At 53.5% G+C, this 13283-nt stretch carries 12 protein-coding genes and 2 rRNA genes; 8 read left to right on the top strand and 6 right to left on the bottom strand.

Features of this window, described 5'->3' with window-relative positions; genetic code table 11:
* A 23S ribosomal RNA gene (locus CWM53_RS19210) occupies positions 1–235 on the top strand; the annotation flags it as partial.
* 96 nt (positions 236–331) lie between these two features.
* A 5S ribosomal RNA gene (gene rrf / locus CWM53_RS19205) occupies positions 332–447 on the top strand.
* A gap of 255 nt (positions 448–702) precedes the next feature.
* On the opposite strand, the gene mobB is transcribed toward rrf, so the two are convergent.
* A complete protein-coding gene (gene mobB, locus CWM53_RS19195) occupies positions 703–1209 on the bottom strand; it encodes a molybdopterin-guanine dinucleotide biosynthesis protein MobB (RefSeq protein WP_074387473.1) in 507 nt (168 codons plus the stop codon).
* The gene (gene mobA, locus CWM53_RS19190) at positions 1206–1787 is read right to left on the bottom strand and encodes a molybdenum cofactor guanylyltransferase MobA (protein ID WP_100730486.1); all 582 of its coding nucleotides are present in this window, start codon (positions 1785–1787) and stop codon (positions 1206–1208) included. Before mobA ends, mobB begins: the two co-directional genes overlap by 4 nt.
* A 71-nt stretch (positions 1788–1858) precedes the next feature.
* Between mobA and CWM53_RS19185 the strand changes: the two genes are divergently transcribed.
* The 3 genes from CWM53_RS19185 to dsbA all read left to right on the top strand — a co-directional run bounded on the left by CWM53_RS19185 (position 1859) and on the right by dsbA (position 3841).
* Positions 1859–2128, top strand: coding sequence for a YihD family protein (locus tag CWM53_RS19185; protein WP_061156277.1), 270 nt, complete (start codon positions 1859–1861; stop codon positions 2126–2128).
* Positions 2129–2203: 75 nt separating this feature from the next.
* Positions 2204–3190 (top strand): serine/threonine protein kinase, encoded by a 987-nt coding sequence (locus tag CWM53_RS19180; protein ID WP_074387471.1) that lies wholly within the window; start codon positions 2204–2206, stop codon positions 3188–3190.
* Between the two features lie 27 nt (positions 3191–3217).
* Entirely contained in the window at positions 3218–3841 is a 624-nt protein-coding gene (gene dsbA, locus CWM53_RS19175) for a thiol:disulfide interchange protein DsbA (protein ID WP_008807917.1), read from the top strand.
* 50 nt (positions 3842–3891) lie between these two features.
* Here the strand turns inward: dsbA and CWM53_RS19170 are convergent, their stop codons facing one another.
* Positions 3892–4791 carry an acyltransferase gene (locus CWM53_RS19170; RefSeq protein WP_100632109.1) on the bottom strand — a complete coding sequence of 300 codons (900 nt, stop codon included), beginning with the start codon at positions 4789–4791 and terminating at the stop codon, positions 3892–3894.
* A 396-nt stretch (positions 4792–5187) separates the two neighbouring features.
* On the opposite strand from CWM53_RS19170, the gene polA reads away from it, so the two are divergent.
* The gene (gene polA, locus CWM53_RS19165; RefSeq protein WP_074387469.1) at positions 5188–7980 is read left to right on the top strand and encodes a DNA polymerase I; all 2793 of its coding nucleotides are present in this window, start codon (positions 5188–5190) and stop codon (positions 7978–7980) included.
* Between the two features lie 347 nt (positions 7981–8327).
* Here polA and yihA read toward each other — a convergent pair whose 3' ends face one another.
* A complete protein-coding gene (gene yihA / locus CWM53_RS19160) occupies positions 8328–8960 on the bottom strand; it encodes a ribosome biogenesis GTP-binding protein YihA/YsxC (protein ID WP_074387468.1) in 633 nt (210 codons plus the stop codon).
* A 584-nt stretch (positions 8961–9544) separates the two neighbouring features.
* Here yihA and yihI point away from each other — a divergent pair.
* Positions 9545–10051, top strand: coding sequence for a Der GTPase-activating protein YihI (gene yihI / locus CWM53_RS19155; RefSeq protein WP_061156272.1), 507 nt, complete (start codon positions 9545–9547; stop codon positions 10049–10051).
* Positions 10052–10239: 188 nt separating this feature from the next.
* Entirely contained in the window at positions 10240–11613 is a 1374-nt protein-coding gene (hemN, locus tag CWM53_RS19145) for an oxygen-independent coproporphyrinogen III oxidase (protein WP_061156271.1), read from the top strand.
* 35 nt (positions 11614–11648) lie between these two features.
* Here hemN and CWM53_RS31220 read toward each other — a convergent pair whose 3' ends face one another.
* The gene (locus CWM53_RS31220) at positions 11649–11759 is read right to left on the bottom strand and encodes a YshB family small membrane protein (RefSeq protein WP_004152951.1); all 111 of its coding nucleotides are present in this window, start codon (positions 11757–11759) and stop codon (positions 11649–11651) included.
* 110 nt (positions 11760–11869) lie between these two features.
* Entirely contained in the window at positions 11870–13279 is a 1410-nt protein-coding gene (glnG, locus tag CWM53_RS19140) for a nitrogen regulation protein NR(I) (RefSeq protein ID WP_008807911.1), read from the bottom strand.
* Positions 13280–13283 lie beyond the last annotated feature (4 nt).

Raw genomic sequence — 13283 nt, 5'->3', positions numbered from 1 at the left:
AGTGGACGCATCACTGGTGTTCGGGTTGTCATGCCAATGGCATTGCCCGGTAGCTAAATGCGGAAGAGATAAGTGCTGAAAGCATCTAAGCACGAAACTTGCCCCGAGATGAGTTCTCCCTGAGACTATAAGTCTCCTGAAGGAACGTTGAAGACGACGACGTTGATAGGCCGGGTGTGTAAGCGCAGCGATGCGTTGAGCTAACCGGTACTAATGAACCGTGAGGCTTAACCTTACAACGCCGAAGGTGTTTTGGCGATTTGAGAGAATTTTCAGCGCTGATACAGATTAGTCGATGCGTCCGGGTGACGTGTTGATAAAACAGAATTTGCCTGGCGGCACTAGCGCGGTGGTCCCACCTGACCCCATGCCGAACTCAGAAGTGAAACGCCGTAGCGCCGATGGTAGTGTGGGGTCTCCCCATGTGAGAGTAGGGAACTGCCAGGCATCAAATAAAGCAGAAAGCTCAGTCGAAAGACTGAGCTTTTTGTTTTGCGTTAAAAAAGAACCCCGGGCCGAAAGGTGCGGGGTTTTTTTGCTGTGTGAGTATATCTCCCCGGTGGCGCTGCGCTTACCGGGGCTACAAACCGGGGCTGACAGGTAGCCCGGACAAGGTGCGCAGCACCGCCTCCGGGGAGGCCCCTGTCTGCCGATGCCATTCATTAAAGTCTGTGTTAAGAAGCAATCCCTACCGATAAACTGCTAATGCCTCTCTAACCAACTTGCAATAAATGTCGCGATCTGTGGAACATCATTTAAATCCAACTGCGGAAGTGATGTCGCGATCGGCACATCGCTGGCCACGGCGATGGTATGCTCATCAATCACCAGCTCGTCTACACAGTGGCCGCTGTTTTGCCGAAAAAGTAGGATCTTCGGCACGGGTTCATGTTTGAACCCCTCCACTAAAACCAGGTCCAGTTTGCTGGCATCCATTCGACTGACAAGCCACGTGAGATCTAATTCCGGCGTCTCTGGCGTCTCCGTCATCAACGCCCAGCGCTGTTCACTGGCGACAATGGTCTGCGCAGCGCCCGCCTTACGTAATTCATAGCTATCTTTGCCGGGTTTATCGACGTCCATATCATGATGGGTATGTTTTATCAGCCCGGGACGCAGACCTCTGACGCACAGCTCAGGGATAAGACGCTTTAATAATGTTGTTTTTCCGGTACCGCTCCATGCGGCGATCGCCAGTAATGGGATCATGATGGCTCCTGCATCTGCTGCAAATCATCAAGCGTATTTACATTGATGAACGCTGATTTCACCTCGCTGAAGCTGACCGGATGTCCGCCGACCTGACGCATAAAGACCATTACCCGGCGTTCTCCACTGGTAAGGTAGGCCTCGAGGTCCGGGATGATTTGTCGATGCACGAGCGCAACGGCGGGATGATCCCGTTCGCCGTCATGGGCCCAAACGACCGGTGCAGCATCTTTTTGCTGTACAAAGCGATCCACCAAGAAGGACGGAATGAACGGCGTGTCGCAGGGGCAAAAAACAAACCATGGACTTGTAACCTGCTGCATCACAGCAAGCATTCCGGCCAGTGGTCCCTGATAATCCTCCTGTATATCTCTAAAGACCGGATATCCGCTGGCACGCCACTGTTCAAGATGACGGTTGGCGCTAATGACTAACGCATCAACCTGCGGGGCTAATGCCTCTGCGACGTGACGCCAGAGAGGGCGTCCATTGAGCAGCTGTAATCCTTTATCAATGCCGCCCATTCGCGTGGCTCTGCCGCCAGCCAGCACGACGCCGGTTATCGCCTCGCTTTGCATATGAATATCGCCTCTTTCATTGTGGGATTGACCCTGTTAACTTGTCCCTATCAAGAGTAAGGAGCATGACCATGAAATGTAAACGTCTGAATGAAGTAATTGAACTCCTCCAGCCTGCCTGGCAGAAAGAGCCTGAACTGAATCTGATGCAATTTTTGCAGAAACTGGCGAAAGAGGCCGGCTATGATGGCGAACTGAGCGATCTTTCCGACGATATTCTGATCTATCACCTGAAGATGCGTGACTCTTCTAAAGATGCCATCATCCCTGGTATTCAGAAGGATTATGAAGAGGACTTTAAAACCGCACTGCTGCGCGCCCGCGGGGTAATAAAAGAGTAAAAGGTTGTAAGCGCTGCCGCGTAAAGTGCAATGAGATGATATCCTGAACTATTCGTACGATTATCGGATGTCAGGATGCACGGTAAGGCTTTTACTTTTCAGACGCTTCGCCCGGATACCATTATCGATGGGTTATTCGATCTGGGTATGCGGGTGGACTCCGGTCTCACTCCGCTAAACAGCTATGAGAACCGCGTTTATCAGTTCCAGGACGAAGAGCGCCATCGCTATGTGGTAAAGTTCTATCGTCCTGAGCGCTGGTCCGCAGAACAGATCCTTGAAGAACACCTGTTTGCGCTTCAGCTTGTAGAAGATGAAGTGCCCGTTGCTGCGCCGCTCTTATTTAACGACAGTACGCTTCATCAGCATCAGGGATTCTACTTTGCCGTTTTCCCAAGCCTTGGTGGTCGTCAGTTCGAAGCGGATAACCTTGATCAAATGGAATGGGTTGGCCGCTATCTGGGGCGCCTGCACCAGACTGGCCGCAAACAGCGCTTTACTGCCCGCCCGGAAATTGGCGTGCAGGAGTACCTGCTGGAACCGCGCCAGGTGTTTGAACAGGCGACGCTTATCCCCTCTGGCCTGAAGGCCGATTTCCTGAAGGCGACCGATAAACTCATTGCTGCCGTCATGGAGCAATGGCACGGCCGCGGGAACACGTTACGCCTGCACGGTGACTGCCATGCGGGTAATATCCTCTGGCGCGACGGGCCACTGTTTGTCGACTTAGACGATGCGCGAACCGGCCCGGCGATTCAGGATCTGTGGATGCTGCTTAACGGCGATAAGTCTGAACAGCGTATGCAGCTAGAGACCATCGTCGAGGCCTATGAGGAATTCAGCCCCTTTAACAGCGATGAAATCGCGCTAATTGAACCTTTACGCGCTATGCGGCTGGTTTATTATCTGGCGTGGTTGCTCAGACGCTGGGACGATCCCGCTTTCCCGGTCAATTTCCCCTGGTTAACCGGGGAGGATTACTGGCGGGGGCAGACGTCGACTTTTCTTGAGCAGGTGAAGGTTCTACAGGAACCCCCGCTTCAGTTAACGCCAATGTATTAATGTGATATATCCAGGAGAGAGTAAATCATGAAAAAAGTTTGGCTGGCGCTGGCTGGTATGATTCTGGCTTTTAGTGCATCCGCTGCCCAGATCACCGATGGCAAGCAGTACATCACCCTTGATAAGCCGATTGCTGGCGAGCCGCAGGTGCTCGAGTTCTTTTCATTCTACTGCCCGCACTGCTACCAGTTTGAAGAAGTGCTGCATGTTTCTGACAATGTGCGTCAGAAACTGCCGGAAGGCACCAAAATGACCAAATACCACGTTGAGTTCCTGGGCCCTCTGGGCAAGGATCTGACGCAGGCATGGGCGGTGGCCATCGCGCTGGGCGTTGAAGATAAAATTACTGCGCCGATGTTCGAAGCCGTGCAGAAAACCCAGACCGTGCAGAGCGTGGCTGACATTCGTAAGGTGTTCGTCGATGCTGGCGTGAAAGGGGAAGACTACGATGCCGCATGGAATAGCTTCGTGGTGAAATCTCTGGTCGCTCAGCAAGAGAAAGCTGCAGCCGATCTGCAGCTGCAGGGGGTACCGGCTATGTATGTTAATGGTAAATACCAGCTGAACCCGCAGGGGATGGACACCAGCAATATGGATGTCTTCGTCGCTCAGTATGCGGATACCGTGAAGCAACTGGTAGAGAAGAAATAAAAAAAAACGCCGGTCACTGACCGGCGTTACTTTAGCTGTTCTGGCAGTGACTACCTTTCTTTGCCCTGCATGATGTCAGTCAACTGACGGTCTTTCTCTTCCCATAGCCCATTCAGCCAGCGCTGGAAGCCGCGCTTAAAGTTCTTATCGTTAACGTAATCGCCGTGCAGCTCTTCACCAATAGGGACCAGATTGATTCGTACTACAATGCGCGTCAGGCGGCCGCTCAGCATGTCGTAAAATGGCCTTGTATTGTTCTCCGGGTAGCACAGCGTGACATTCAGTAGTTTATCGAACTGCGAACCGAGTACGTTGAGCGCCATGGCGATGCCTGCCGCTTTAGGCGGTAGCAGGTTATCGTAAGGCGAGCGCGTCTCGCGTTTTTTGGCTTCGGTAAAACGCGAGCCTTCCACGAAATTGACGATAGTCGTCGGATGCGCACGGAATTTTTCACACGAACGGCGGGTGGTTTCGACATCTTTACCGCGTCGTTCTGGATGTCTAATAAGGTAACTGCGCGAATAGCGGCGCATAAAGGGCATATCCAGCGCCCAGCAGGCGAGGCCGATGAAGGGTACCCATGCCAGCTGCTGTTTAAGGAAGTACTTATTCATCGGAATATGCTTGCGGAACAGCACGCACAACACCACGATGTCTGCCCAGCTATGGTGGTTACTGATCAGCAGATACCAGTTCTTTTTATTTAAGCCTTCCAGACCCTCGACGTCCCATTTAAGCCAGGGATTGAGATACAACAGCAGCGCCAGCCCTTCGCACCAGCAATACATCATAAAATTGCAAAAAACAGATATAGATCGCCATACCGCTGGAATGGGAACCAGCAGTTTAATCAGCCCGGCGACGATGATCGGTACAGAGCAGATAATGGTGACTAAGATGGTTAAGGCGATACTCAGCGGAAGTGTTATCGCAGCGAGTAATCTCGACATAGTTAGTTTATTCAGAAAGTTAGGCTGACAAAGAGCGCCTTTAAGCTGCGCAAGGGGCTGATTTTACCAGAAAACGCGGTAAATAACGGATCTTACGAGAACAGAAAAAAACAAGGATCTTCTATCCACATGGAACATTGGGTCATCAAATTGATGCCATGTTCACCGATATGTTTTTAATTGGCTGATATATAAAGAGTAATAGTATTTATTCGTTTTTTTTCAGGGGCGGATAAGCTGATGTTGTAAAACTATGCACAAAGTTATCCACAAACAAAGTTGTCCGGCGATCGCGACGATCGTCGAATCTTTTCCACGAAATGTGGGAAAAATTCAGGATTTCATGCCCGTCTGTGGCATCCTTTATCCATAATCTGATAAACAGGCACGGAAATTATGGTTCAGATCCCAGAAAACCCTCTCATCCTCGTTGACGGCTCATCCTATCTTTATCGGGCGTATCATGCGTTTCCGCCGCTGACTAACAGCGCAGGGGAGCCGACCGGGGCCATGTACGGCGTACTGAATATGCTGCGCAGTTTGATCCTGCAGTATCAGCCGTCTCATGCCGTCGTGGTCTTTGATGCGAAAGGGAAAACCTTCCGTGATGAATTGTTCGAACACTACAAGTCCCACCGCCCGCCGATGCCGGACGATCTGCGTGCGCAGATCGAGCCTTTGCATAAGATGGTGAAAGCGATGGGGCTGCCGCTGATGGCGGTTCCGGGCGTCGAAGCCGACGATGTGATAGGCACCCTGGCACGGGAAGCAGAAAGGGCGGGCCGTCCGGTGCTGATCAGCACCGGTGATAAAGACATGGCTCAGCTGGTGACGCCGGGGATCACCCTGATCAATACCATGACTAACACTATCCTCGGACCGGATGAGGTCGTCACCAAGTATGGCGTCCCGCCGGAGCTGATTATCGATTTCCTGGCACTGATGGGCGATTCCTCGGATAACATTCCCGGCGTGCCGGGCGTGGGTGAGAAGACCGCCCAGGCGCTGCTGCAAGGCCTTGGCGGCCTTGATACGCTGTATGCGGAACCGGAGAAAATTGCTGAACTGAGCTTCCGCGGCGCGAAAACGATGGCGGCGAAGCTGGAGCAGAACAAGGACGTGGCTTATCTCTCTTATCAGCTGGCGACCATTAAAACCGACGTCGAGCTGGAGCTCACGTGCGAAGAGCTGGAGGTGCAACCGCCGGCGGCTGACGACCTGCTGGCGCTGTTCAGGCAGTACGAATTTAAGCGCTGGACAACCGACGTTGAGGCCGGGAAATGGCTGCAGGCCAAGGGCGGCAAACCGGCCGCGAAACCTGCAGAGCCTGCGGCAGCGGCACAAGCAGAAGCAGAGGATGAACCGGCCTCCGCCCTTTCAGCAGAGCACTATGTCACTATCCTTGATGAGGCCACGCTGGTCACCTGGATCGATAAGCTGAAGCAGGCGCCGCTCTTTGCCTTTGATACGGAAACCGACAGCCTGGATAACATCTCCGCCAATATGGTCGGTCTTTCATTTGCGGTTGAGCCGGGTGTGGCCGCCTATGTTCCCGTGGCGCATGATTATCTTGATGCACCGGATCAGATCCCCCGCGAGCGCGTACTGGCGTTGCTTAAACCGCTGCTGGAGGATGAGAAGCTGCTCAAGGTCGGGCAAAATCTCAAATACGATCGCGGTATTTTGGCCAACTACGACATTGAGCTACGCGGGATTGCGTTCGATACCATGCTGGAATCCTACATTCTCGACAGCGTGGCGGGCCGTCACGATATGGACAGTCTTTCCGACCGCTGGCTGAAGCATAAAACCATTACCTTTGAAGAGATCGCCGGTAAAGGTAAGAACCAGCTCACCTTTAACCAGATTGCACTGGAGGAGGCTGGCCGCTACGCGGCGGAAGATGCCGACGTCACGCTCCAGCTGCATCTGAAGATGTGGCCGAAGCTGCAGCAGCATGAAGGTCCGCTGAATATCTTTAAGCATATCGAAATGCCGCTGGTGCCGGTGCTGTCTCGGGTTGAGCGCAATGGCGTGAAAATCGACCCTGCCGTGCTGCATGCGCACTCACAGGAGATCGCCCAGCGTCTGGTTGAGCTGGAGCAGCGCGCGCATGATATTGCCGGGGAAGCGTTCAATCTCTCTTCCACCAAGCAGCTGCAAACGATTCTGTTTGAGAAACAGGGTATCAAGCCGCTGAAGAAGACGCCGGGCGGCGCGCCGTCCACGTCTGAAGAGGTCCTGGAAGAGCTGGCGTTGGATTATCCGTTGCCGAAAGTGATTCTGGAATATCGCGGGCTGGCGAAACTGAAATCGACCTATACCGATAAACTGCCGCTGATGATTAACCCCAAAACGGGGCGCGTGCATACCTCCTATCATCAGGCGGTCACTGCTACCGGTCGTTTATCGTCTACCGATCCAAACCTGCAAAATATCCCAGTGCGTAACGAAGAAGGACGGCGTATTCGCCAGGCGTTTATCGCGCCGGAAGATTACGTCATTGTCTCAGCGGACTACTCGCAAATCGAACTGCGTATTATGGCGCACCTGTCGCGGGATAAAGGCCTGCTGACCGCTTTCGCAGAAGGGAAGGATATTCACCGGGCGACGGCGGCTGAAGTGTTTGGCTTACCACTGGACAGCGTCAGCAGCGAACAACGCCGCAGTGCGAAAGCCATCAACTTCGGTCTCATCTATGGCATGAGCGCCTTCGGTCTGGCCCGCCAGCTGAACATCCCGCGTAAAGAAGCACAGAAGTATATGGATCTTTATTTCGAGCGTTATCCGGGCGTCCTGGAGTATATGGAGCGCACCCGCGCTCAGGCGAAAGAGCAAGGGTACGTTGAAACGCTGGATGGCCGTCGACTCTATCTGCCGGATATTAAATCCAGCAATGGTGCCCGTCGCGCCGGCGCGGAACGTGCGGCGATCAACGCCCCGATGCAGGGGACGGCGGCGGACATTATCAAGCGGGCGATGATTGCTGTTGATGAATGGCTGCGGAAGGAGCAACCTCGCGTGCGGATGATCATGCAGGTTCACGATGAACTGGTCTTTGAAGTGCATAAAGATGAGCTCGATGCCGTGTCGAAAAAGATCCATGAACTGATGGAGAACAGCACTACGCTGGCGGTACCGCTGCTGGTGGAAGTCGGTAGTGGTGAAAACTGGGATCAAGCGCACTAAGTATACAAAGCGCAAAGCGATTTTCTGTAAGTAAGCAACATAACTTATAGCGTTTTGTGAGGATCATTTGAATTTGCTATGTAAATAGTGAAAAAAAACTACAAAAAATGCTTTATCCGTGAGCGAAAGAAGAGTAGAGTTAATCGCGTAGGGTACAGAGGTAAGATGTTCTATCTTTCAGACCTTTTACTTCACGTAATCGGATTTGGCTGAATATTTTAGCCGCCCCGGTCATTTATGACCGGGGCGTTTTTTATTGCGCGAAAGAAAAGTTTGATACAGTTAAAACCGCGTAATATGAACGTCCGGATAGGGCGCTACGCGCCGTTATCCGGAAAAAGCGGGGGTTACTCGGCGTCTTCGACGGCTTCTTGCGGCGGGATTTCGTTAAACCAGCTATCCAGCTTCTGTCGCAGCTTATCCACGCCAGATTTTTTCAGCGAAGAGAAAGGTTCAACCTGGACATCGCCATTGAAGGCCAGTACCGCTTCTCGCACCATATTCACTTGCGCTTTACGCGCGCCGCTGGCGAGCTTATCGGCTTTGGTCAGCAGGACCAGAACCTGAATATCACTTTCTACCGCCCATTCGATCATTTGTTGATCGAGATCTTTAAGGGGGTGGCGAATATCCATCAGCACCACCAGGCCTTTCAGGCACAGACGTTTTTCCAGGTACTCTCCCAGCGCACGCTGCCACTTGATCTTCATCTCTTCGGGTACTTGCGCATAACCATAGCCGGGCAGGTCAACCAGGCGTTTGCCATCGGCGACTTCGAACAGGTTAATCAGCTGCGTACGTCCAGGAGTCTTGGAGGTCCGCGCCAGGCTCTTCTGGTTGGTCAGCGTATTCAGCGCGCTTGATTTTCCCGCGTTGGAGCGGCCGGCGAACGCCACTTCAATACCGGTATCGGCAGGAAGATGGCGGATATCTGGCGCGCTAGTGACAAAGTGCGTCAGTTGATAATTCCAGTTGGTCAAGACGGTCGTCTCCGTTAAAACAGGCTATGGCAGGGATTATACCTGAACAGCAGAAAAAGGCTGTTTTTACCGCACGCCGTTCCTGTAAGTAAAAACCATATGGTTTGTGAGACATTGACTATTCTTCGTATAGGACATACCTGAGAATAATAAGACGATAAAGATGTAATGCATTGAAAATAAAAGGGTTATAAAAATAGAGAAATCTGAAAATGTTTTTTTAACGGCCTGGCTGGTTGTCGATTTTTGTCAACAGGGTAAAGTAATACACAACGGCGGGGATGCTGAAAGGATTAAGACTCAGGACGAGGGGTCAGGAAGCGCCAGGAGGCGAAGACCACAGGATAGTCAGGATGACGCGCGTCTTGGAGACGTTTCAAAGGGAAAAGGAAGAAACAGGGACCGTTGGACGCTAAGGGAAAGACAGGGTAAGTCGTTAGCGAACAGGGAAAGAAGAAGCCCGTTAAGGGTGGTCAGTGAGGAAAAAGGCGACAGAGTAATCTGTCGCCTTTTTTCTTTGCTTGCTTTCTGCTAGATTCCGCCTCAATTCTATACTGAATAATACTGTCTGAAGATTACACACCATGAAAAAACCGACATCCGCCACCCGTGGCAAATCCGGCCGCAAGTCGCGTGAAGAAATAAATCAGGAAGCTCGCGATCGCAAACGGCAGAAGAAACATCGTGGCCACGCGGCGGGAAGTCGCGCGAACGGCGGCGATGCGGCTTCAGCGGGCAAAAAACAGAGCCAGACGCAAGACCCACGCGTCGGTAGTAAAAAACCGATCCCGCTGGGCGTGAGCGAAAGCAGCACCCCAGCCCCCAAGCAGCATAAACCAAAGAGCGAGAAACCTATGCTTTCACCACAGGCTGAGCTGGAGTTGCTGGAGAATGATGAGCGCCTGGATGCGCTGCTGGAACGTCTGGAAGAGGGCGGCACCCTGAATGCTGAAGAGCAGAGCTGGGTGGACGCCAAACTGGATCGCATTGATGAGCTGATGCAGCAGCTCGGCCTCTCTTACGATGACGAAGATGAAGAAGAGGAAGAGCGTCAGGAAGATATGATGCGTCTGCTGAAGGGTGGAAACTAACATTTGCATCCCATCGGATTCCCGGTACTGCTTATAACCCTTCTGGTTATATGTTATCTGCTGTGGTTATTCGTTAAACTACGACGGTTGTCGCGGCGTCAGAAATGGCTGCGCAACCGGCTCATGACCCGCGGTGCGGTGAGGCCGGGACGGCGTACCCGTCGGCGGCACCATCGGAAGGAGTGAGCATGTCTGAGCAGATAATCGACTGGGATCTGGCCCTGATCCAGAAATATAACTATTCCGGGCCGCGCTATACCTCGTATCCCACCGCGCTGGAGTTTTCACCGCAATTCGGCGCGGCGGAATTCGAAGCCGCTGTGGCCCGTTATCCACAGCGGCCCCTGTCGCTGTACGTGCATATCCCTTTTTGCCATAAGCTGTGTTATTTCTGCGGCTGCAATAAGATAGTCACCCGCCAGCAGCATAAGGCCGATCAATATCTCGATGTCCTTGAACAGGAGATCATCCGCCGCGCGCCGCTGTTTGCCAGTCGCCAGGTTAAACAACTGCACTGGGGTGGCGGCACACCAACCTATCTCAATAAGGCGCAAATCAGTCGCCTGATGAATCTGTTGCGCAGCCACTTCCATTTCAGCGCGGAAGCCGAAATCTCCATTGAGGTCGATCCACGTGAGATCGAGCTGGATGTCCTCGATCATTTACGCACCGAGGGTTTCAACCGCCTGAGTATGGGCGTGCAGGACTTCAATAAAGAGGTTCAGCGTCTGGTTAACCGTGAGCAGGACGAAGCGTTCATCTTTGATTTGCTCAACCATGCGCGGGAGATTGGTTTTACCTCGACCAATATCGACCTCATCTACGGCCTGCCGAAGCAAACGCCGGAGAGCTTTGCCTTTACCCTGCAAAAGGTCGCTGAGCTCAATCCTGACCGCCTGAGCGTGTTTAACTATGCGCATCTGCCCACGCTCTTTGCCGCACAGCGGAAAATTAAAGATGCCGATCTGCCCTCCGCTGAACAGAAGCTGGAGATCCTGCAGGAGACCATCGGTTCACTGACGGCGGCAGGCTATCAGTTTATCGGCATGGACCACTTTGCTCGCCCAGACGATGAATTAGCGGTCGCGCAACGTCACGGCATACTGCACCGCAATTTCCAGGGCTACACCACCCAGGGGGATACCGATCTGCTGGGAATGGGCGTTTCGGCGATCAGCATGATTGGCGACAGCTACGCTCAGAACCAAAAAGAGCTGAAGCAATACTACCAGCAGGTGGCAGAGCAAGGGGACGCCCTGTGGCGCGGGATCGCGTTAACCCGTGATGACTGTTTACGTCGTGACGTGATTAAGGCGTTGATCTGTAATTTCCGTCTGGATATTGAGGCAGTAGAGGCGCAGTGGGATGTGGATTTTCAGTCTTATTTTGCGGAAGACCTGAAGCTACTGGCGCCGTTGGCGCATGACGGGCTGGTGGCTGTGGATGATAAGGCCATTCAGGTGACGGCGAAAGGCCGCCTGCTGATCCGCAACATCTGTATGTGCTTTGACGCGTATCTACGGCAAAAGGCTCGGATGCAGCAGTTCTCACGGGTCATTTAATGTTTTTCCCCTCTCCGACGGGAGAGGGGGAACAATTAGCTGAACAGCCCGACCAGCGCAGCGCACAGAACGGCTGCGACTGCCGTCTGTGGCGTGTGACTCGCAGCGGCGCCGCTCGATATCATACTCACCAGTGATTCAAACATGATGCTCTCCCGTAATGCCGGGCACGATCATACTCAACTCATCGGAACAGTAAAGTACAAAATAGCAGCACTTTGCGCTGAACGGCTAATTTTCATCATGCCGTTAATCACTACTCCATTCCCAGCTCTTTTAGCTTACGCGTCAGGGTATTACGACCCCATCCCAGCAGGCGTGCGGCTTCCTGCTTGTGACCTTGCGTGTGGCGCAGGGCGGTTGTCAGCAGCGTGCGTTCCATTTCGGGTTGCGCTTCTGAGAGCAGATTTTGATGACCGGAGCGCAGCGCCCGATCGGCCCACTGACCCAGCAGCGTCGCCCAGCTATCGGGCTGCATCTGCGTCGGGCTGTCCGGAACCGTGGTCTCAAACAGTTCGCTCGGCAGATCCTGCGTCAGCACTTCCTGGCCGGCGGCCATCACGGTGAGCCAGCGACAGGTATTTTCCAGCTGACGGACGTTGCCAGGCCACGCCAGGCGAGTCAGCGCTGTCTCCGTTTCCGGATGCAGCTGTTTGGCTTCAACGCCGAGCTCGCGGGCGGCTATCTGCAGAAAATGGCGAGCCAGACGTGGAATATCTTCCCGGCGCTCGCGCAGCGGCGGTAAATGCACCCGGATCACGTTCAGGCGGTGGAATAAATCTTCACGGAATTTCCCCTCCTGCACGCGCTGTTCCAGGTTCTGGTGGGTGGCGGCGATGATCCGCACATCAACCTTCACCGGCGCGTAGCCGCCCACGCGATAAAACTGGCCATCCGCCAGCACACGCAGCAGACGAGTCTGCACATCAAGCGGCATATCGCCAATTTCATCCAGGAATAGCGTGCCGCCGTCAGCCTGTTCGAAGCGTCCCTGGCGGACGGTATTGGCGCCGGTAAAGGCCCCTTTTTCATGGCCGAACAGCTCGGACTCAATCAGGTCCTTGGGGATTGCTGCCATATTGAGCGCGATAAACGGCGCTTTTGAACGTGGACTATGACGATGCAGGGCGTGAGCGACGAGCTCTTTACCGGTCCCGGATTCGCCATTGATCAGCACGCTGATGGATGAGCGCGACAAGCGGCCAATAATGCGAAAGACATCCTGCATAGCCGGCGCTTCGCCGATGATATCGGCGGTTGGGCTGCTTATCGGCGCATTTCGCGGCTGCTGCTGCTCCTGGTAGTGGCTTATCGCCCGGTCGACCAGGGCGACGGCTTCATCAATATCAAAAGGTTTGGGCAGATAATCAAATGCGCCTTGCTGATAAGCGCTGACCGCAGCATCCAGATCGGAATGCGCGGTCATTATGATGACCGGAAGCATTGGATGACGCTGCTTAATCTGTTTGAGCAGCGCCAGACCATCCATTCCCGGCATACGGATATCTGACAGCAGTACATCCGGGGTTTTGGTGGTGAGGGCATCTAGCACCTCATTGCCGCTTTCGAACGTTGTGCAGCTCAAGCCGGCTCCGGTGAGCGCGCGTTCAAGCACCCAGCGGATGGAGCTATCGTCATCAACGATCCAGGCTATCCCTCGTTGCATAAAC

The sequence above is a fragment of the Klebsiella sp. A-Nf5 genome, assembly GCF_002810545.1.
GTDB lineage: Bacteria > Pseudomonadota > Gammaproteobacteria > Enterobacterales > Enterobacteriaceae > Klebsiella > Klebsiella variicola.
Note: the sequence above shows the minus strand (reverse complement) of the source record. Positions and strands in the feature narration are given on the sequence as shown.